This window comes from Klebsiella ornithinolytica NBRC 105727 = ATCC 31898, assembly GCF_001598295.1.
In the GTDB taxonomy this organism is placed as follows: Bacteria; Pseudomonadota; Gammaproteobacteria; order Enterobacterales; family Enterobacteriaceae; genus Klebsiella; species Klebsiella ornithinolytica.
Genome location: NZ_BCYR01000018.1, coordinates 24,742 through 43,698 on the forward strand (window position 1 = coordinate 24,742; position 18,957 = coordinate 43,698).

General features: G+C 57.0%; 20 protein-coding genes. 14 read left to right on the forward strand and 6 right to left on the reverse strand.

The window, feature by feature from the left end:
* Positions 1-14 precede the first annotated feature (14 nt).
* The gene (locus ROR01S_RS23405) at positions 15-827 is read right to left on the reverse strand and encodes a Cof-type HAD-IIB family hydrolase (protein WP_004859908.1); all 813 of its coding nucleotides are present in this window, start codon (positions 825-827) and stop codon (positions 15-17) included.
* Positions 827-2,029 (reverse strand): MFS transporter, encoded by a 1,203-nt coding sequence (locus tag ROR01S_RS23410; protein ID WP_004859909.1) that lies wholly within the window; start codon positions 2,027-2,029, stop codon positions 827-829. The genes ROR01S_RS23405 and ROR01S_RS23410 overlap by 1 nt, the downstream gene beginning before the upstream one ends.
* Positions 2,030-2,187: 158 nt before the next feature.
* Between ROR01S_RS23410 and ROR01S_RS23415 the strand changes: the two genes are divergently transcribed.
* Positions 2,188-2,736 (forward strand): TetR/AcrR family transcriptional regulator, encoded by a 549-nt coding sequence (locus tag ROR01S_RS23415; RefSeq protein ID WP_004859910.1) that lies wholly within the window; start codon positions 2,188-2,190, stop codon positions 2,734-2,736.
* A gap of 43 nt (positions 2,737-2,779) precedes the next feature.
* Here ROR01S_RS23415 and ROR01S_RS23420 read toward each other — a convergent pair whose 3' ends face one another.
* The 3 genes from ROR01S_RS23420 to ROR01S_RS23430 form a co-directional block, all read right to left on the reverse strand.
* Positions 2,780-3,580 carry an SDR family NAD(P)-dependent oxidoreductase gene (locus ROR01S_RS23420; RefSeq protein ID WP_015584820.1) on the reverse strand — a complete coding sequence of 267 codons (801 nt, stop codon included), beginning with the start codon at positions 3,578-3,580 and terminating at the stop codon, positions 2,780-2,782.
* Positions 3,581-3,659: 79 nt separating this feature from the next.
* Positions 3,660-4,466 (reverse strand): DUF6216 family protein, encoded by an 807-nt coding sequence (locus ROR01S_RS23425; RefSeq protein WP_064359923.1) that lies wholly within the window; start codon positions 4,464-4,466, stop codon positions 3,660-3,662.
* Positions 4,467-4,928: 462 nt separating this feature from the next.
* Positions 4,929-6,614 carry an aspartate:alanine antiporter gene (locus ROR01S_RS23430; protein ID WP_004859941.1) on the reverse strand — a complete coding sequence of 562 codons (1,686 nt, stop codon included), beginning with the start codon at positions 6,612-6,614 and terminating at the stop codon, positions 4,929-4,931.
* Between the two features lie 268 nt (positions 6,615-6,882).
* Here ROR01S_RS23430 and ROR01S_RS23435 point away from each other — a divergent pair, with 268 nt between their 5' ends.
* Positions 6,883-7,266, forward strand: a complete 384-nt coding sequence (locus ROR01S_RS23435; protein ID WP_004859943.1) for an inner membrane protein YbjM — start codon at positions 6,883-6,885, stop codon at positions 7,264-7,266.
* 6 nt (positions 7,267-7,272) lie between these two features.
* Here ROR01S_RS23435 and ROR01S_RS23440 read toward each other — a convergent pair whose 3' ends face one another.
* Positions 7,273-7,536, reverse strand: coding sequence for a GrxA family glutaredoxin (locus ROR01S_RS23440; RefSeq protein ID WP_004859945.1), 264 nt, complete (start codon positions 7,534-7,536; stop codon positions 7,273-7,275).
* Between the two features lie 209 nt (positions 7,537-7,745).
* Here ROR01S_RS23440 and ROR01S_RS23445 point away from each other — a divergent pair, with 209 nt between their 5' ends.
* The 12 genes from ROR01S_RS23445 to ROR01S_RS23500 all read left to right on the forward strand — a co-directional run bounded on the left by ROR01S_RS23445 (position 7,746) and on the right by ROR01S_RS23500 (position 18,903).
* Entirely contained in the window at positions 7,746-8,033 is a 288-nt protein-coding gene (locus ROR01S_RS23445) for a YbjC family protein (RefSeq protein WP_015584819.1), read from the forward strand.
* The gene (gene nfsA, locus ROR01S_RS23450) at positions 8,017-8,739 is read left to right on the forward strand and encodes an oxygen-insensitive NADPH nitroreductase (protein WP_004859949.1); all 723 of its coding nucleotides are present in this window, start codon (positions 8,017-8,019) and stop codon (positions 8,737-8,739) included. Before ROR01S_RS23445 ends, nfsA begins: the two co-directional genes overlap by 17 nt.
* 113 nt (positions 8,740-8,852) lie before the next feature.
* Complete coding sequence (gene rimK, locus ROR01S_RS23455; protein WP_004859950.1) at positions 8,853-9,755, forward strand: 30S ribosomal protein S6--L-glutamate ligase; 903 nt, start codon at positions 8,853-8,855, stop codon at positions 9,753-9,755.
* Positions 9,756-9,843: 88 nt separating this feature from the next.
* Positions 9,844-10,323 carry a type III secretion system chaperone family protein gene (locus tag ROR01S_RS23460; RefSeq protein WP_004859952.1) on the forward strand — a complete coding sequence of 160 codons (480 nt, stop codon included), beginning with the start codon at positions 9,844-9,846 and terminating at the stop codon, positions 10,321-10,323.
* 348 nt (positions 10,324-10,671) lie between these two features.
* The gene (gene potF / locus ROR01S_RS23465; protein ID WP_004859954.1) at positions 10,672-11,784 is read left to right on the forward strand and encodes a spermidine/putrescine ABC transporter substrate-binding protein PotF; all 1,113 of its coding nucleotides are present in this window, start codon (positions 10,672-10,674) and stop codon (positions 11,782-11,784) included.
* A gap of 187 nt (positions 11,785-11,971) precedes the next feature.
* Entirely contained in the window at positions 11,972-13,105 is a 1,134-nt protein-coding gene (gene potG, locus ROR01S_RS23470) for a putrescine ABC transporter ATP-binding subunit PotG (RefSeq protein ID WP_004859956.1), read from the forward strand.
* 10 nt (positions 13,106-13,115) lie between these two features.
* Entirely contained in the window at positions 13,116-14,069 is a 954-nt protein-coding gene (gene potH / locus ROR01S_RS23475) for a putrescine ABC transporter permease PotH (protein ID WP_004859957.1), read from the forward strand.
* On the forward strand, positions 14,066-14,911 hold the full coding sequence (gene potI / locus ROR01S_RS23480) for a putrescine ABC transporter permease PotI (RefSeq protein WP_004859959.1): 846 nt from the start codon (positions 14,066-14,068) through the stop codon (positions 14,909-14,911). Before potH ends, potI begins: the two co-directional genes overlap by 4 nt.
* Positions 14,912-14,986: 75 nt before the next feature.
* Positions 14,987-15,460 carry a YbjO family protein gene (locus ROR01S_RS23485; protein ID WP_032716960.1) on the forward strand — a complete coding sequence of 158 codons (474 nt, stop codon included), beginning with the start codon at positions 14,987-14,989 and terminating at the stop codon, positions 15,458-15,460.
* Between the two features lie 42 nt (positions 15,461-15,502).
* Positions 15,503-16,633, forward strand: a complete 1,131-nt coding sequence (gene rlmC, locus ROR01S_RS23490) for a 23S rRNA (uracil(747)-C(5))-methyltransferase RlmC (protein ID WP_004859963.1) — start codon at positions 15,503-15,505, stop codon at positions 16,631-16,633.
* A 78-nt stretch (positions 16,634-16,711) separates the two neighbouring features.
* Positions 16,712-17,428, forward strand: coding sequence for a response regulator transcription factor (locus ROR01S_RS23495; protein WP_004859966.1), 717 nt, complete (start codon positions 16,712-16,714; stop codon positions 17,426-17,428).
* Positions 17,425-18,903, forward strand: coding sequence for a sensor histidine kinase (locus ROR01S_RS23500; RefSeq protein ID WP_048756116.1), 1,479 nt, complete (start codon positions 17,425-17,427; stop codon positions 18,901-18,903). Before ROR01S_RS23495 ends, ROR01S_RS23500 begins: the two co-directional genes overlap by 4 nt.
* The last annotated feature ends 54 nt before the right edge of the window (positions 18,904-18,957 follow it).

The window sequence follows — 18,957 nt, forward strand, 5'->3', positions numbered from 1 at the left end:
CACCCGGACGAAGGTCAGGCGAACGGCGCTTCGCGATTCAGCACTTTGTCGATGATGTGCAGCACACCTTCCTCATTGTTATGCGGCGCATCATAGTCGGCGACGGCTTTCACCGGAGCTGCCGCGTTGGCCATCGCAAAGCCAAATCCGGCATGTTGCAGCATTTCAATATCATTTCCGCTGTCGCCAAAGGCGACGACTTCATGATTCTCAATGCCCCAGCGCTGTTGCAAAATACGCAAACCGTTGGCTTTGTGCACACCGGGAATAATCAGATCGATACTGCCGTAGCCGGTTGCCACGGCGGTCACCATATCGCCCAACGCCGCGTGTAGCTGCGGCTGGATTTGCGGAATCAGTTGGTCAGGTACGTTGAGGCCGAATTTCAGTATCACGTCATCGATATGGTTGAAATCGTCCACCAGCTGCAGGCGATGGTAATATTTCGCGGCGACCGTCTTTAACTCATCGTTATAGCTATTGAGGGTATACGCGCTGCGTTTACCGCAGGCGATAATTTCAATATTGGTCAGCGTCTGCAGATAGTCGATGACGGTGTGGAAATGATCTTTTGGCAGCTGACAGTTAAAAACGTCATCGCCGGCGCTGACCACCCAGCCGCCGTTTTCGGCGACAAAGGCTATCTCGTGGGCGATGTCCGGGAAAAACGAAATCAGCTGGTAATACTGGTTGCCGCTGGCGACGACGAAGCGAATATTCTGTTCGCGCATGCGCTGATACTGGTTCAGGAAGCGCGGGCGATTGTAGGTTTTGGCATCGCTTAAGAAGGTGCCATCCATGTCTACCGCAATCAGTTTGATGCTCATTAACTGTTCTCCATGACAGGTTCATGTTGTGGTTTAGCCACCGCTCTGGCGACCAACGCCGCTACCATAACCAGACCCAGCACCACCATCATGGCGCTGCGCAGGCCGAAGTGTTCGCCAAGGAAGCCCAGCAGCGGCGGCCCGACCAGGAAGGCAAGATAGCCGGTTATCGCTACCACGCTGACGCGCTTCGGCGCATCGGGACCGGTGTCGCTGGCGGCGGAAATGGTCAGCGGGAAACCGAGCGATGCGCCAAGACCCCACAGCAGTACCGAGACGCCGGCCACCCACGGGTTGTCGACGAAGATAATCAGGCCGATACCCAGCGCGCCCATCACGGCGCTGGCACGGACTACCGTGACCCGGCTGTAGCGATCGATAAACCAGCCGCCGGTAAAGCGACCTATTGTCATCCCGAGGGTGAAGCCGGCGTAAATCAAGGAGCCGGAGGTGGGGCTAAAGCCGTGGCCGTCCACCATCAGCAGCGGCAGCCAGTCGTTGGCAGATCCTTCAGCAAAGGCCATCGCCAGCACCACGACGCCAATCAGCAACAGCTGAACATCACGCCATACCGGCAGACCTTTTTCCTCATGATGCGCGTTCTCTGCCGCATTTTGTCCGGTTCCATCCGGGATGGCGCGAATCGCAATAGCAATCGGGGCTATCGCCACCAGCGCAGCCAGCAGAATATGCGGTGCGGCGGGCAGACCAAAACCGGTCACCGCCATCCCCACGCCGGCGCCGAACAGCGTGCCGAAGCTGTAAAATCCATGCATCATCGGCAGGACGGTTTTATTCATTTCGCGCTCGACGGCGGCGCCTTCAACGTTAATCGCCACCTCCGCCGAACCGAAGCTGGCGCCGAAAATGGCCAGCCCGATGGCAAACAGGACCGCCGAGGTGAGCCACAGCGCCACGCTGAGTACCATCATGCCGACCACGGCGCACGACATGGTGGTGCGAATCACCTTGCGGGTGCCAAAACGTTTGACCAGCCACGCCGAGCAGAGAATCCCGCTCATCGAACCAATCGACAGGCCAAATAAAACGATGCCCATTTCCGCCGTTGACAGCGTCAGCAGGTCACGGATCGCCGGAGTACGGGTAGCCCATGAGGCCATCAGCAATCCAGGGATAAAAAAGAACATGAAAAGGGCCCAGAGTCGGAGCTGTAAGGCCCGGCGGGAGGTTTGCGCTGTCATCCGTAAACGCCTGTGAATGAGAAGATGGAGACAACAGTAGCAAGAATGTGTACATTTGTACATATTCTTCAGAATGCGTATTCGGACAAGAACCGGGCGCCTGGGAGCGTGATATTGCTGCCGATTGCCTGCGCATGACAGCGACTAAGAGGAAAGATATGGCCCGTCGACCGAACGATCCGCAGCGCCGGGAGCGCATTTTACAGGCCACGCTGGATACCATTGCCACCCACGGGATTCACGCGGTAACCCATCGTAAAATTGCCAGCTGTGCGGAAGTCCCGTTAGGCTCGCTGACCTACTATTTCAGCGGCATTGACGCGCTGATAGAAGAGGCGTTTCGCATTTTTACCCGCGATATGTCCGCGCAGTACCAGCAGTTTTTTACCTCGGTCAGCAGCCGTGAAGAGGCCTGCGATGCGATTGCCGAGCTGATCTTTAGCGCCCAGGTGACGACCGCGCGAAATATGGAGTTGATGTATCAGCTGTATGCGTTTTGCAGCAGCCAGCCGGCGCTGAAGGCGGTGATGCAGCACTGGATGCGGCGCAGTCAGCAAACGCTGGAACAGTGGTTTGAGCCGGCTACGGCTCGCGGGCTGGATGCGTTTATCGAGGGAATGACCCTGCATTTTGTCACCGATAGCGCGCCGCTCTCAAAGCAGGCTATCCGCCTGATGGTCGGACGCCTGGCCGGAGAGGGGCAATAGCCAGATAAAGCGCTGTACGCCGAGGTATTGCGAGATCCGAGGGCTATCCGCCGGTAGTGGCACCGGCCGTCATATTCACCATCGTTGCCGTCATGGCGTCGGCACGATCGGATGCCAGAAAGGTGATGACATCCGCCACCTGCGCCAGCGTCGGCAAACGTTTGAGCATGGTGCTGTGTGCCGCACCGCCAACCCACTGTTCGACCGTCAATCCCATCGCCTGCGCTTTTGCCGCAAAGACTTCCGCGGTGTAAGAGCCGGCCTCAACCGCACCGGTAATGGCGTGCGAGCGCACGCCGAGGACGCGGATATTCTTCGGCCCCAGTTCGCTGGCGAGCGCTTTGATAAAGGCTTCGCTACCCGCACAACCGACGATATGGCCCAGGTGGCCCGGCATGGCCATTGTTGCCGCCGGAGCCACGACGGTGATAATGGCGCCCGGGCGAGCGCCGCCCATATGGGGGATAACGGCTTTCGCCAGGTTGAACTGGGCCGCCAGGAACGGGGTGATGCCCTGCATAAACTCGGCGAGGGAGAGCGTCGTGATCTCCTTGCCTTGATTATGGACGAAGCCGGTAGCATTGATGACGATATCGAGCCCGCCGCTGCGCTGCGTCAGCTGCGCTATCCGCTCGCCGGTCGATCGCTCATCGAGGACATCAACGACAAAGGTCTCGGCCCTGCCGCCCGCGGCACGAATGTCATCCGCCACCCGATCCAGCTTCTTCCGATCGCGAGCGCCGAGGTAGACTCGCGCCCCCTCGCGCGCCATAGCATGCGCCACGGCGGAGCCTATCGCACCGCTACCGCCGAAGATGACGGCAACTTTATCTTTCACCAGCATCGCCTTTACCTCTCACCGGACTGAGCTGGTCAAAGTATGAGCAATAACCGGAAGGATGCCAATGCGATGGAGCATGCAGTTACCGCCGGGGTCTGCGAGCGTCTCTCTCCTCCAGCTCCTGATAGATGGCGTAGATACCTGTCGCCGCGAAGTTGCCCTGGACGCAATGAATCGCTTTTTGTTGTTCAAGCAAAATAAAGTGCCTGACTTTATTGGTGTAGTGAATCATTAACATGAATCCCAACAGCAGCCATAGCAGCATAAATTCAATAATAAAAATGGATGAGTAAGTGAAGATTTTATCTTTTTCGAAGTTTTTAATTGATTCTTCTAAATACTCCTTGCCTTCGGCTGTTGTCAGCAAGCGGCAAAGATCGTCACGATATTCGCGATCCAGGACGCTGGCGGTGTTTTTCGTCGGGGCTTTATTGGCTTGACAGTCGTTGGCTGTGACGGTCCAGCGAGGGGGCGTCAGCAGCGTAGCCTCCGTGGCTGCGGTTCTGGAGATGTAAAAGCGATCGCCTGACTTTTTCCAAATCAACAGTGCCGTGTCTGGCGGGGCGATAAAGGTTTGCACAAGCGGTGGGACAAAATACCACAAAGACCATGCAAAAAGAGCTGAGAACAAGAGGGTGATTAATTTCTCGGGCCAGCCTGTCGAGGGCAATTTTTTCAATGGGATGGAGATGGCAAAGAAGTTCAAAATGAAGGGGGGCACCCCCGCATTCTTTAATACGCTGCCGTGGCCTTTTTTATATTTGAAAATCCCATTGACGGCTTTTCGCAATGGCTGGAACAGAAAAGCGAGAACGGTCAGGGCCGCGACAGTTGTGCTCAGCGGCGCGCCGGAGAACTCAGAAATAACATCAGGTTGGAAAGCGGGCATCAACATCTCCTGTGGTGAACATTCCTTATGAGTATGATTTGACTGGCGGGGCAAGCGGGAGGCGTCGCGAGCGGATCGCTCTGTTCTTTGCTGATGACGTGTGCAACTCGGCGCTTCACCCGGCGTATCAGTGTACATCACCCGCGGGGTCAGGGGAGGGCAACGCATCCATGAGTTCTGGGACAACAGAAATGGTGGGGTGAGGAGCAGGTCCAGGGAAGATGCCTGGCTGAGGTGGCGGCGGCGGTCGCCGGGCTATCGCCAATGGTACCGCCTGGCGGTTGTAACCGAATAATTTTAAACATCATAAAATTCAGGCAACAAAAAACCCATCAACCTTGAACCAAAATGGCGGGGTTGATGGGCTCCACAAAATGGGGACATCAAAGAAAAGCAGTGGCACTACTTATGACTGATGCCCAAGAGAAAAGTTCTGCCTCTATCCATTTTTTTCTTAAATATTTACTGTAGCCCTGGCCAGATGATGACAATCAGCGTCCCCGCCAGGGTCAGCAGCACGTTGGCAATCGCATAGGTGCCCGCGTAGCCCAGCGCCGGAATGTTGCTGCGCGCGGTGTCGCTGATAATTTCCATCGCCGGGGCGCAGGTGCGCGCCCCCATCATGGCGCCAAACAACATCGCGCGGTTCATACGCAGCACATAGGCGCCAAACAAGAAGCAAATCACCACCGGCACCAGGCTGACGATCAGACCCGCCGCCAGCATCTGGCCGCCGATGGCGCCCAGGCCGTGGCCAATCCCGGCGCCGGCGCTCAGACCGACCCCGGCCATAAAGACCATCAGGCCGAACTCTTTCACCATATTGAGCGCGCCCTGCGGAATATAGCCGAAGGTCGGGTGGTTGGCGCGCAGGAAACCGAGCATAATCCCGGCAAACAGCAGCCCCGCCGCGTTACCGATACCAAAGCTGAAAGAGCTGAACTGGAAGGTGATCATGCCGATCATCAGCCCGACGATAAAGAAGGCGCAGAAGGCAAGCAGGTCGGTCACCTGGCTGTGAATGGAGATAAAGCCGATACGGTCGGCAACGGTTTTGACGCGTCGCGCATCGCCGCTGACCTGTAACACGTCGCCTTTGTTGAGCACCACGTTATCGTCGATCGGCATTTCAATCTGGCTGCGGATGACGCGGTTTAAGAAGCAGCCGTGATCGGTCAGCTTCAGCTGGGCCAGACGGCGGCCTACGGCGTTGTGGTTTTTCACCACGATCTCTTCGGTGACGATGCGCATATCCAGCAGATCGCGGTCGAAGACCTCTTTGCCGTTACGGAAGCTGGGATCAAGGCGGGCATGGGCGTCCGGATAACCCACCAGCGCGATATCATCGCCCATCTGCAGGACGGCATCGCCATCCGGGTTCGCCAGAATACCGTTACGGCGAATACGCTCAATGTAGCAGCCGGTTTGCCGATAAATCCCCAGCTCGCGCAGATTTTTACCGTCAGCCCAGGCGACCAGCTCCGGGCCGACGCGATAGGCACGGATCACCGGCAGATAGACTTTACGTTTGGAGTCGGTATCGAGTCCGCGTTCACGCGCAATCTGCTGGGCGCTGGTTTGCAGATCCTGATGCTGCAGCTTCGGCATATAGCGCGCGCCGACGATCAGACTGACGAGACCAATCAGATAGGTCAGGGCGTAGCCCAGACTCAGGTGGTCGAGGGAGAGCGCCAGCCGATCGCTGGGCAGGCCAAAGTGCCGTAGCGTATCCCCCGCACCGACCAGCACCGGCGTTGACGTCATCGCGCCTGCGAGCATCCCGGCGGTCAGGCCGATGTCCCAGCCGAACAGTTTTCCCAGCCCCATCGCCAGCAGCATCGCGCTGCCGACCATCACCAGGGCGAGCATCAGATAGTTTTTTCCGTCGCGGAAAAAAATAGAAAAAAAGTTGGGACCCGCTTCCACGCCAACGCAAAAAATAAACAGCATAAAGCCCAGATTTAGCGCATCAGTGTTAATACTGAAATGCTGCTGACCTAATAATAATGAAACCACTAAAACGCCAATAGAATTACCAAGTTGTACTGACCCGAGACGAAGTTTCCCGAGACAAAGCCCCAGGGCAAGTACAACGAATAATAACAGGATGTAATTCCCGTTTAACAAATCTGCGACGTTTATATTCACGAAAGCCAACTTCTCATTTACTAGTAAGTTGTTGAAGGAAATGGTTATTTGGTCTAAGGTTGGTCCAGTGTTCGCGTTGTCCCGAACCCTGTTCTGGCATCCCGTTATAACCAGTAAAAACAGAGCCGGTAGTTTAATCCTTCCTGGATGCTGCGGCTAGTCACAATCGTTTTTACGCCGATGGGGAGCTAAATTGGCATGGATTGCCGGAATGCTTTATCTGACTGGACGAATTGAAGTGGGTTAGAAGCAGAATCAGGAGGATATTGTGAAATCTGAGCGTGCCTGGGTGGGTATTACCTGTGGGTTCTTTCTGTTTATCGTAGTGTGTTTATTGCTGTTACTGCATATGAAAGGCGTCTTTCGGGCTACCGGTAATCCTGAGGTTGGACTGCTCTATTTTTTGCTGCCCGGTGCGGCCGCCAGCTGCCTCTCTCCGGGGCGACGCGTCATCCAGCCGCTGGTGGGGGCAATTCTGGCTACCCCCGTCTGTCTGCTGATCATGCGGATTTTTTTTGCGGCTCAGCGTACCTTCTGGCAACAGCTGGCGTGGCTGTTTAGCGCGGTGTTCTGGTGCGCGCTGGGCGCGCTGTGCTTTCTGTTTATCTGCGCCTGGCTGGATACCAGACGCAATCATTCGTCAGAGAAATGAGTCGGCTCAGGCAAACAGACCGAGATTCTCTTTCGCCCAGGCTTCAAAATCAGTGCAGCCGCCGATATGTTTTTGATCGACAAAAATCTGCGGAACGGTCTCAACCGGTTTACCTACGGTCTTTTCCAGGTCGCTCTTGCTGATGCCTTCGGCGTGAATATCAACGTAGCGGTAGTTGAAGTCATCGCGTTCATTGGTCAGTTTCTCTGCCAGCTCTTTGGCGCGAACACAATACGGGCAACCAGGACGACCAAAAATAACGGTAAACATACTTTCTCTCCTTAAATCTCAGCCGGATGGCGAATGACCGCTATGATGACGCGTTATGCCGGCGAGGAAAAGAAGGTTCTGCCTTTTTCTTCGATGGTTTAAGGCTATGTTTGATAAATGTCTTCGTGGTTAAATCATTATACTGTGTCTGCCGCGCGCGATTAGCCAGGAGAGCGCGCGAATAATATTGACTGGAGGAGAGCTGAGCTATGCGATCGCCTGCCGTTTTGCCGAAAAGCGTTCTGGTGGTAGAGATCATCGGGATTGCGCTGTTGACCCTCGCCTGGCTCTCGCTCAATCAGTACCTGCAGCTGCCGGCGCCGTTTTCCAGCCCGACGGCGGCGATGCTGATGATCTTTTCCGGGATCCTGCTGATGCTCCCGGCCGCGATAGCATTAATGTGGCGAATGGCCAGGATCGTCGCGCCGCAGCTGACTCACACTCCAAAACCAACTTCTTCATCAGACAGAGAAAAACAAGATGACGCCGACCATTGATCTGCTGCGTAGCCACCGCTCCATCCGCCACTTCACCGATGCGCCGATCGGCGACGAACAGCGCGAAGCTATTATCGCCAGCGCGCAGGGGGCCTCGAGCTCGAGCTTTTTACAATGCAGCTCTATTATTCGCGTCACCGATCCTCAGCTTCGTCAGCAGCTGGTCACGATGAGCGGCGGCCAGCAGCACGTGGCGCGCGCGGCGGAATTCTGGGTATTTTGCGCCGACTTTAACCGTCTGCTGCAAATCTGTCCGGATGCCCGGCTCGGGCTGGCCGAACAGCTGCTGCTGGGGGCGGTGGATACCGCAATGATGGCGCAAAATGCGCTGGTTGCCGCCGAATCCCTGGGCCTCGGCGGCGTCTATATCGGTGGGATCCGCAATAGCATTGAAGAGGTGACCGAACTGCTGAAATTGCCACAGCACGTCCTGCCGCTGTTTGGTCTGTGTCTGGGATGGCCTGCCGATAACCCTGAGGTGAAGCCGCGTATGCCCGCCGCTATGCTGGTGCATGAAAATGCGTACCAGCCGGTGGATGAGGCAGTGCTGGCGCAATATGATGAGCAGATGGCGCAATACTACCTGTCGCGCGGCAGCAACACCCGCCGTGATACCTGGAGCGACCATATTCGCCGCACTATCATTAAAGAAAGTCGCCCGTTTATTCTCGAATATCTGCATAAGCAGGGGTGGGCAACGCGCTGATTGCGTGTACACTGCTGCCTGCTTTCCGCCCCGCCATTTGGTGCACCGGGCGGTCGTGGCGCAATTAACATATTGCAGGCCCGCCGGAGCGGGCCTTGTTGCAGAGGTGCAGGGTGAAAATTGCTATATTATCCCGGGATGGAACGCTTTATTCATGTCGTCGCCTGCGCGAAGCCGCGCAAAAACGCGGCCACCAGGTGGAAATCCTCGATCCGCTTTCCTGCTATATGAACGTGAGTCCGGTGGCCTCATCGATTCACTATAAAGGACGTCAGCTCCCGCATTTCGATGCCGTGATCCCGCGCATTGGTTCGGCGATTACCTATTACGGGACCGCTGCCCTTCGTCAGTTTGAACTGCTCGGCAGCTATCCGCTCAATGAATCGGTGGCGATAACCCGCGCCCGCGACAAGCTGCGCTCGCTGCAGCTGCTGGCGCGGCAGGGCATCGATCTGCCGCTGACCGGGATCGCGCACTCTCCGGATGATACCAGCGACCTGATTGCCATGGTCGGCGGCGCGCCGCTGGTGGTCAAACTGGTGGAAGGGACGCAGGGCATCGGGGTGGTGCTGGCGGAGACCCGCCAGGCGGCAGAGAGCGTGATCGACGCTTTCCGCGGCCTGAATGCGCATATTCTGGTTCAGGAGTATATCGCCGAGGCGAAAGGGCGGGATGTCCGCTGCCTGGTCGTGGGTAATGAAGTGGTGGCGGCGATCGAGCGGCGGGCGAAAGAGGGCGATTTCCGCTCTAACCTGCACCGCGGCGGTGTGGCGACGGTGGCCACGATCAGCGATCAGGAACGTGAGATGGCCATCAGGGCGGCGCAAACCCTGGGGCTGGATGTCGCCGGGGTGGATATCCTTCGCGCGACCCGTGGGCCGCTGGTCATGGAAGTGAACGCCTCTCCGGGTCTGGAGGGCATTGAAACGACCACCGGAATTGATATTGCCGGGCGCATGATCGCCTGGATTGAGCGTCAGGCCACGCCAGAATTTTGTCTGAAAATGGGCGGATAACCGGCGCGGGCGACACTTTCATGGTATGCGCTGCGTTTTTTGCGTAAGCTATGGCGTCGTTTTTCTACAGTAAGAGGTCACAGGTCATATGGATTCACTGGTCGTTCCGGGTCTGGATACGCTACGTCACTGGCTCGATGAGTTAGGCATCAACTTCTTTGAGTGTGATTCCTGCCAGGCCTTGCATCTGCCGCATATGCAGAATTTCGACGGCATTTTTGATGCGAAGCTCGATCTGGTGGATAACGTCGTGCTCTTTTCTGCTCTGGCGGAAGTGAAGCCTTCGGCGCTGCTCGGGCTTTCCGCAGATCTTTCGGCAATTAACGCCAGTTCGTTGACCGTCAAAGCCTTCCTCGATATTCAGGATGACAATCTGCCTAAACTGGTGGTGTGTCAGGCGCTATCCGTTGGCGTCGGCATTACCGTCGAACAGTTTGGCTGGTTCTTCCGTCAGAGCGAAGAGCAGATCTCTATGGTTATCCTCGAAGCAGCCGCCAACCAGGTACTCTATAAAGCCGAAGAAGAAGAGTACGTCGCTGAAGATATTCAGCACCATTTTCTTCACTAAGCCTGTCGATGAATAGCGCAGCCACTGCCATAGCGGCTGCGTATTACGTGCTTTTATTCTGCATTTAACCTTCCCTTAAAGAATTTTTCACCGCCATTCAGCCGCTTTTGGCTTATCACGTAGACCGTTACTGCATAAAAAATTGATAAAAGGCGTTATTTTACCTGGGCTATAGCCTCTTATTCTGGCTACAGTTATTCTGACGATGCTTCCAGTTGCGGGCAACCATTCCGGGAGAGGTCCTCTCTCCTTTTCTTAGGCAATGAGAAAATATGCATGATTATTGCATGCAGACAAGTGCGTATATTAAGCCCGCTTGTTAGCGGGCATTGAGAAGGAAAAAGAGATATGACCGCCTTTGGTAAAAAATGGTTAACAGGTCTGGTTACGGGTGCGTTGATGGCCGTCTCTGCCGGTTCACTCGCCGCTGAACAAAAAACCCTGCATGTTTATAACTGGTCTGATTATATTGCGCCGGATACGGTGGCAAATTTTGAAAAAGAGACCGGCATTAAAGTGGTGTACGACGTTTTTGATTCCAACGAAGTGCTGGAAGGCAAATTAATGGCGGGCAGCACCGGCTTTGACCTGGTGGTCCCGTCCGCCAGCTTTCTTGAACGTCAGCTGGCGGCAGGAGTCTTCCAGCCGCTGGACAAGAGCAAGCTGCCAAACTGGAAGAATCTTGACCCGGAAGTCCTCAAGCTGGTCGCCAAACACGACCCGGATAACAAGTACGCGATGCCGTATCTGTGGGCGACCACCGGCATTGGCTATAACGTCGATAAAGTGAAAGCCGTACTCGGTAAAGATGCGCCGCTGAATAGCTGGGATCTGGTGCTTAAGCCGGAGAACCTTGAAAAACTGAAAAGCTGCGGCGTCTCCTTCCTCGATGCACCGGAAGAGATTTTTGCCACCGTCCTGAACTATCTGGGCAAAGATCCGAACAGCACAAAAGCCGATGATTACACCGGTCCGGCGACCGACCTGCTGCTGAAACTGCGGCCGAATATCCGCTACTTCCACTCCTCGCAATATATTAACGACCTTGCTAACGGCGATATCTGCGTCGCCATCGGCTGGGCTGGCGACGTCTGGCAGGCGGCGAACCGGGCAAAAGAAGCCAAGAACGGTGTGAACGTCTCCTACTTCATTCCAAAAGAGGGGGCGCTGGCGTTCTTTGATGTCTTCGCGATGCCGGCGGATGCGAAAAACAAAGATGAGGCTTATCAGTTCCTTAACTATCTGATGCGCCCGGAAGTGATCGCCAAAATCAGCGATCAGGTGTACTACGCTAACGGCAACAAAGCCTCCACGCCGCTGGTGAGCGAAACCATCCGTAATAACCCGGCTATCTACCCGCCGGCCGATGTGTTCGCCAAACTGTTCACCCTGAAGGTGCAGGATCCGAAAATCGACCGCGTACGCACGCGTGCGTGGACGAAAGTCAAAAGCGGGAAATAAAACCTGATGGCCCGGTTCACCGGGCCTGAAAAGGTCTGACCCGGCCGGGTGGATGCTCCACGCGGCCGGGCAACAAACGGATTAAAGTGCAGCGAAAACATGCACCAGGATGGTGCACCTGCACTGTAAAGTTCAATGTATGGCAACCGGGCCATACGGTGGTAGTTTTTTGCCGGAGAGCACCTGAGTGAACGACGCAATTCCCCGCCCACAAGCGAAAACCCCCAAAGCGCTGACCCCGCTGCTGGAAATCCGTAATCTGACGAAGTCTTTCGACGGGCAGCACGCCGTCGATGACGTCAACCTCACGATTTATAAAGGTGAAATCTTCGCACTGCTGGGCGCATCCGGCTGCGGCAAATCGACGCTGCTGCGTATGCTGGCCGGCTTTGAGGAGCCGACGGCCGGGCAAATTATGCTCGATGGCGTTGACCTGTCGCGCGTACCGCCCTATCAGCGGCCGATCAATATGATGTTCCAGTCCTACGCGCTGTTCCCCCATATGACGGTGGAGCAGAACATTGCCTTTGGGCTGAAGCAGGACAAGCTGCCGAAAGCCGAAATCGCCAGCCGGGTGCAGGAGATGCTGGCGCTGGTGCATATGCAGGAGTTCGCCAAACGTAAACCGCATCAGCTTTCCGGCGGTCAGCGTCAGCGCGTGGCGCTGGCCCGTAGCCTGGCGAAACGACCAAAACTGCTGCTGTTGGATGAGCCGATGGGCGCGCTGGATAAAAAGCTCCGTGACCGCATGCAGCTGGAAGTGGTGGATATCCTCGAACGCGTGGGGGCCACCTGCGTCATGGTGACCCACGATCAGGAAGAGGCGATGACCATGGCGGGACGTATCGCCATTATGAACCGCGGGAAGTTCGTGCAAATCGGCGAGCCGGAGGAGATCTACGAGCATCCGACAACCCGCTACAGTGCGGAATTTATCGGCTCGGTCAACGTGTTTGAAGGGGTGGTAAAAGATCGTCTGGAAGATGGTCTGGTGCTGAGCTCGCCGGGGCTGACGCACCCGCTGAAAGTCGATCCTGATGCGTCCGTTATCGATAATGTGCCGGTGTGGGTCGCTCTGCGCCCGGAAAAAATCATGCTCTGCGATGAGCCGCCGGCGGATGGCTACAACTTTGCGGTAGGAGAGGTGATCTATATCGCCTATCTCGGCGATCTGTCTATCTACCACGTACGCCTCAAAAGCGGGCAGATGATCAGCGCCCAGCTGCAGAACGAACATCGTCATCGTAAAGGTACGCCAACCTGGGGTGATGAAGTGCGTTTGTGCTGGGATGCCGACAGCTGCGTTGTTCTGACGGTGTAAGGAGAGGGCGATGAGTGTATTACAACCACCGGCCGGGGTGAAGAAAACGGGCGGTTTTGCCCAATGGCTCACGCGGTTGCAGATGGCGCATGGGCGCAAGCTGGTGATTGCGCTGCCCTATCTGTGGCTGATCCTGCTGTTTCTGCTGCCGTTCCTGATCGTCTTTAAAATCAGCCTGGCGGAGATGGCGAGGGCGATCCCGCCCTACACCGATCTGTGGGAGTGGGCGGACGGCCAGCTCACGCTGACGCTGAACCTCGGCAACTTCCTGCAGCTGACCGACGATCCGCTCTATTTCGAAGCCTATCTGCAGTCGCTGCAGGTGGCGGGGATTTCGACGTTCTGCTGTCTGCTGCTGGGCTATCCGCTGGCATGGGCGGTGGCGCACAGCAAACCGTCCACGCGAAATATTCTGCTGCTGCTGGTGATCCTGCCATCGTGGACCTCATTCCTGATCCGCGTTTATGCGTGGATGGGGCTGCTGAAAAGCAACGGCGTGTTGAATAACTTCCTGCTGTGGCTGGGGGTCATCGACCAGCCGCTGGAGATCCTGCATACCAACCTGGCGGTCTATATCGGCATTGTTTACGCCTATCTGCCGTTTATGGTGCTGCCCATTTATACCGCGCTGACGCGGATCGACTACTCGCTGGTGGAAGCGTCGCTGGATCTGGGCGCCCGGCCGCTGAAAACCTTCTTCCAGGTGATCGTCCCGTTGACCAAAGGCGGGATTATCGCCGGTTCGATGCTGGTTTTTATCCCGGCGGTTGGGGAGTTCGTGATCCCGGAACTGCTGGGCGGTCCGGACAGTATTATGATCGGGCGGGTCCTGTGGCAGGAGTTCTTTAATAACCGCGACTGGCCGGTCGCCTCGGCGGTGGCCATCGTGATGCTGCTCCTGCTGATCGTGCCGATTATGTGGTTCCACAAACATCAGCAAAAACAGATGGGGGATCATGGATGAACGATTTGCCGGTAGTCCGTTCGCCGTGGCGAATTTTAATCCTCGTACTCGGCTTTACCTTTTTATATGCACCGATGCTAATGCTGGTGATTTACTCATTCAACAGCTCGAAGCTGGTGACGGTGTGGGCGGGGTGGTCGACGCGCTGGTACAGCGAATTGTTCCATGATGATGCGATGATGAGCGCCGTCGGGCTGAGTCTGACCATCGCGACCTGTGCGGCGACGGCGGCGGCGATTCTGGGGACGATTGCCGCGGTCGTGATGGTGCGCTTTGGTCGCTTTCGGGGATCAAACGGCTTTGCCTTTATGATTACGGCGCCGCTGGTGATGCCGGATGTCATTACCGGGCTGTCGCTGCTGCTGCTGTTTGTGGCGCTCGGGCATGCCATCGGCTGGCCGTCGGATCGCGGCATGTTGACCATCTGGCTGGCGCACGTGACCTTCTGTACCGCCTACGTGGCGGTGGTGATCTCGTCGCGGCTGCGTGAACTGGACCACTCGATTGAGGAGGCGGCGATGGATTTAGGCGCGCCGCCGCTGAAGGTCTTTTTCATCATTACGCTGCCGATGATCATGCCGGCGGTTATCTCCGGCTGGCTGCTGGCGTTTACCTTATCGCTGGACGATCTGGTCATCGCCAGCTTTGTTTCCGGCCCGGGCGCCACCACCTTGCCGATGCTGGTCTTCTCCAGCGTGCGTATGGGGGTGAACCCGGAAATCAACGCCCTGGCAACCTTAATCCTCGGCGTAGTCGGCATTGTTGGTTTTATCGCCTGGTATTTGATGGCGCGCGCAGAAAAGCAGCGGGTGCGCGATATCCAGCGTGCAAGACGGAGCTGAAGCCCCTAAAATCTACGGTAAAACTGGTATCGGCGTCGCGATAGTGCGACGCCGTTTTCATGGAAGACGTTTCCGTTGGGACTGTTTACAAAAACTCGTTCATCTCATGCGCGTCTTAACGTCCCTGCAGTGGTGCAGGTGGCGGCGTTCGCCATTATTTTGATTCGTGCCGTGGATCTGCTGATGATCCTGAATCAGCTGGGTATCGGTGGGATAGAGGCGTTTATTCAGCGTAGCGTGCAGACATGGACCTTGACGCTGGTGTTTCTCTCCAGCCTGTTGCTGGTCTTTATTGAGATCTGGTGCGCATTTTCACTGGTAAAAGGGCGTAATCTGGCGCGCTGGATCTTTCTCCTGACGCAAATTACCGTCACCGCTTATCTCTGGGCGGCCTCGCTGGGGTACGGCTACCCGGAGCTGTTCAGTATTGCCGGCGAGTCAAAACGTGAAATTCTGCGTTCTCTGGTGATGCAAAAACTGCCCGATTTGCTGGTGCTGGCGCTGCTGTTTGTTCCGGCGTCGTGTCGACGGTTTTTCCGACTGCAATAACGGTGATACAATCCCCGCCCCTGATTTCTGGAAGGTCTTTTTATGCACTGCGCACTCTATGACGCGGGCCGCTGTCGCTCCTGTCAGTGGCTGGAACGGCCGTTAACACAACAGCTCGCCAGTAAAATGGCCGATCTCAGAACGCTGTTGGCGGACAGCCCGGTGGCGACATGGTTTGAGCCGGTTTCCGGCCCGGAAGCCGGTTTTCGCAACAAAGCTAAAATGGTGGTCAGCGGCAGCGTTGAACGTCCGCTGCTGGGGATGCTGCACCGCGATGGCAGCCCGGAAGACCTGACCGACTGTCCGCTCTATCCGGCCAGTTTTGCAGCGGTATTTGCCGTGCTGAAACCGTTTATCGCCCGCGCCGGATTAACGCCCTATAACGTTGCCCGCAGGCGCGGCGAGCTGAAGTATCTGCTGTTAACGGAAAGCCAGCTGGATGGCGGCATGATGCTGCGTTTTGTGCTGCGTTCCCCGACGAAACTTGCGCAGCTCCGCGCCGCGCTGCCGTGGCTGCAGGCGCAGCTGCCGCAGTTGAAGGTGATTACCGCCAATATTCAGCCGGTGCATATGGCCATTATGGAAGGCGAAGAGGAGATTCTCCTCAGCGAGCAGGCGGCGCTGGCGGAAAACTTTAACGGCGTACCGCTGTGGATCCGCCCGCAGAGCTTCTTTCAAACGAATCCTGCCGTTGCCGGCCAGCTGTATGCGACCGCCCGCGATTGGGTACGCCAGCTGCCGGTCAATCATATGTGGGACCTGTTCTGCGGAGTGGGGGGCTTTGGCCTGCACTGCGCCACGCCGGAAATGCGCCTGACCGGGATTGAGATTGCGCCGGAGGCGATCGCCAGCGCGAAGCAGTCTGCCGCCGAACTGGGCCTGACCAACCTTCATTTTCAGGCGCTGGACTCGACGCAGTTTGCCACCGCTGAGGGCGAGATTCCTGACCTGGTGCTGGTCAACCCGCCGCGCCGTGGGATCGGCCGCGAGCTGTGCGACTATTTATGCCGTATGGCGCCGCCCTTTATTATCTACTCCAGCTGTAACGCGCAGACGATGGCGAAAGATATCGCGCGGCTGCCGGGCTATCGGGTTGAGCGGGTGCAGCTGTTTGATATGTTCCCCCACACCGCCCACTACGAAGTGCTGACGCTGCTGGTTCGCGAAGTTTAAACAAAATGTGAACTCTTCTGCCGGCGTAAATCGGGTAAGCTTGGCTAATAACGGCGTGAAATGAGCGGAGCACTACCCATGGCAAAGAAAATCCTGTTGGTCGAAGATGACGACGATATTGCCGCGTTGCTGCGTTTAAATCTGCAGGATGAGGGATATCAGATTGTGCATGAAGCGGACGGCGCCCAGGCGCTGGTGCAGCTGGAAAAGGGCGGCTGGGATGCGGCGATTCTTGACCTGATGCTGCCCAACGTCGATGGGCTGGAGATTTGCCGGCGCATTCGCCAGATGACCCGCTATCTGCCGGTGATTATTATCAGCGCCCGCTCCAGCGAGACGCACCGCGTGCTGGGACTGGAGATGGGGGCGGACGACTACCTGGCCAAACCGTTTTCGGTTATTGAACTGGTCGCGCGAGTCAAAGCGCTGTTTCGTCGCCAGGAGGCGATGGGGCTTAATTTGCTGATGGATTCCGGGCGTATCGATTGCCACGGCCTGAGCATCGACCCGCTTTCGCGCGAAATCAGACTGCACGGTGAGCCGGTGGATTTAACGCCGCGCGAATTTGATCTGCTGTACTACTTTGCCCGCCATCCCGGCGAGGTCTTTTCTCGTCTGGCTCTGCTTGACCGCGTCTGGGGCTACCAGCATGAAGGCTATGAGCATACGGTCAATACGCATATCAACCGTCTGCGCAGTAAAATCGAACGCGACCCGGCGGAGCCGGAAATCATTCTGACGGTCTGGGGCAAGGGCTATAAATTCGCGCCTGCGCGTCAAGGAGCGGGGCAATGATGCGCCGGTTAAGCCTGAGCCAGCGCCTGGCGCTGGTGTTTACTTCGCTGCTGCTGCTTTGCGCGGCGGCGGTCTGTGCGGTTCAGCTGTACAGCAGCGCGCAATACGGTAATGCGATGGTCCAACGTCTTTCGGTCGGGCTGGCGCAGCAGATTGTTGCCCGTGAACCGCTGCTCGATGCGCAGGGCCAGGTCAATCGCGAGGCGCTGAAACCGCTTTTCGATCGGCTGATGGTCTTCAACCCCAGCGTCGAACTCTATCTGGTCTCTCCTGACGGCGAGCTGCTGGCCGATGCTGCGCCGCCGGGCCATATCAAACGCCAGCGCGTTGACATCGTGCCGATACAGACGTTTCTCTCCGGCGGCACCTGGCCGGTGTACGGTGACGATCCGCGTAGCCAGGATCAGCGCAAGGTCTTCAGCGTGGCGCCGTTGAATGTCGACGGCCAGCTGCGCGGCTATCTCTATATTATCCTGCAAGGGGAAACCTTTAATGAGCTGGCGGCCAGCGCCTGGCAGAAGACGCTGGGTAGTCTGCTGATCTGGACGCTGCTGCTGGTGGCCCTGTTTGGTCTGCTCGCCGGCGGCCTTGCCTGGTATTGGGTGACGCGCCCGGTACGTCAGCTGACCGCACAGGTGGGGATCCCCGGAGAAGACAGCATCGGGGCGATTAAACTGCTGGCGGCGCAAGCGCCGGAGCCGCATCCCGGTAATGAAGTGGCGATCCTGCATAACCGGTTTATCGACCTGGCCCGGCAGATCGCCGGACAGTGGGATCGACTGGCCGACAGCGATCGTCAGCGGCGTGAATTTATCGCCAATATTTCTCACGATCTGCGGACTCCGCTGACTTCGCTGCTGGGTTATCTGGAGACGCTGACGTTGAAAGCCGATCGGCTGAGCGTGGAAGAGAGCAAGCGCTACCTCAATATTGCGCTGCGCCAGGGGAATAAAGTCCGCTCTCTTTCTCAGCAGCTGTTTGAGCTGGCGCGCCTCGAACATGGCGGGATCAAGCTGCAGCCGGAGAAATTTGTGCTGGCGGAGCTGGTCCAGGACGTGGCGCAGAAGTTCGATCTGGCGATTGCCACCCGCCACATCCGATTACAGCTCTCGCTGGCCGGGGGATTGCCGCCGGTGGTGGCGGATTTATCGATGATGGAGCGGGTGTTGACCAATTTACTGGATAACGCGATTCGCCACACGCCGGATGGCGGCAGTATCAGCCTGACGGCCCGTCAGCAGGGGGCGGAGATGGTGGTTGAGGTAGCCGATAGCGGTCCCGGAGTTGCCGGCGAGCTGCGGGCGACATTGTTTGAACGGCCTTCAGTGCTTGAACCCGGTCAGAGCCCGGAATCACGGGGCGGGTTGGGGCTGATGATTGTGCGGCGAATGCTGCAGCTGCACGGCGGTGATATTCACCTGGTCGATGTGCCGGCAGGGGCCAGCTTCCGCTTTACCCTGCCGTTGCGTTCGTAGCGATAGCTCCCCGGTCAGGCTGTGCTGGCCGGGAAGCCGCCCGGGCAAGGTATT